The organism is Bradyrhizobium sp. LeoB3, assembly GCF_055456055.1.
The window spans coordinates 1-340 of the sequence record NZ_JBVBEF010000413.1 but is presented as its reverse complement, the minus strand read 5'-3'; the positions used below and the strand labels follow the sequence as shown (position 1 = coordinate 340).

The following is a 340-nucleotide window of genomic DNA, read 5'->3' as shown; positions in this document are numbered from 1 at the left end:
GCGGCTGCAGAACGGCGATGTGTTCACGAAGTTCATGACCAAGCTTCTGAACCATTCTCAGGTCAAATCGCTATTGTCGGACGAGCATTTTTCGGTGGACGGGACGCTGATCGAAGCCTGGACTTCGAAGAGTTTTCGCCCCAAGGACGGCAGCGGCAACGATGATGACGGCGCCAACTTCCACGGCCAGAAGCGCAAGAACGACACCCATGCGAGTACCAGCGATCCGGACAGCAGGCTTTATCGCAAGGCGGCCGGATACGAGGCCAAGCTTTGCTATATGGGCCACGCCACCATGGAGAACCGGCACGGGCTGGCGGTGGCCGGCAGGGTCACGCAT

The 340-nt window shown here is 59.4% G+C and carries 1 pseudogene; it reads left to right on the top strand.

The features are described 5' to 3' along the window. Positions 1–340, top strand: a pseudogene (locus tag ACZXDY_RS46555) (IS5/IS1182 family transposase); the annotation flags it as partial.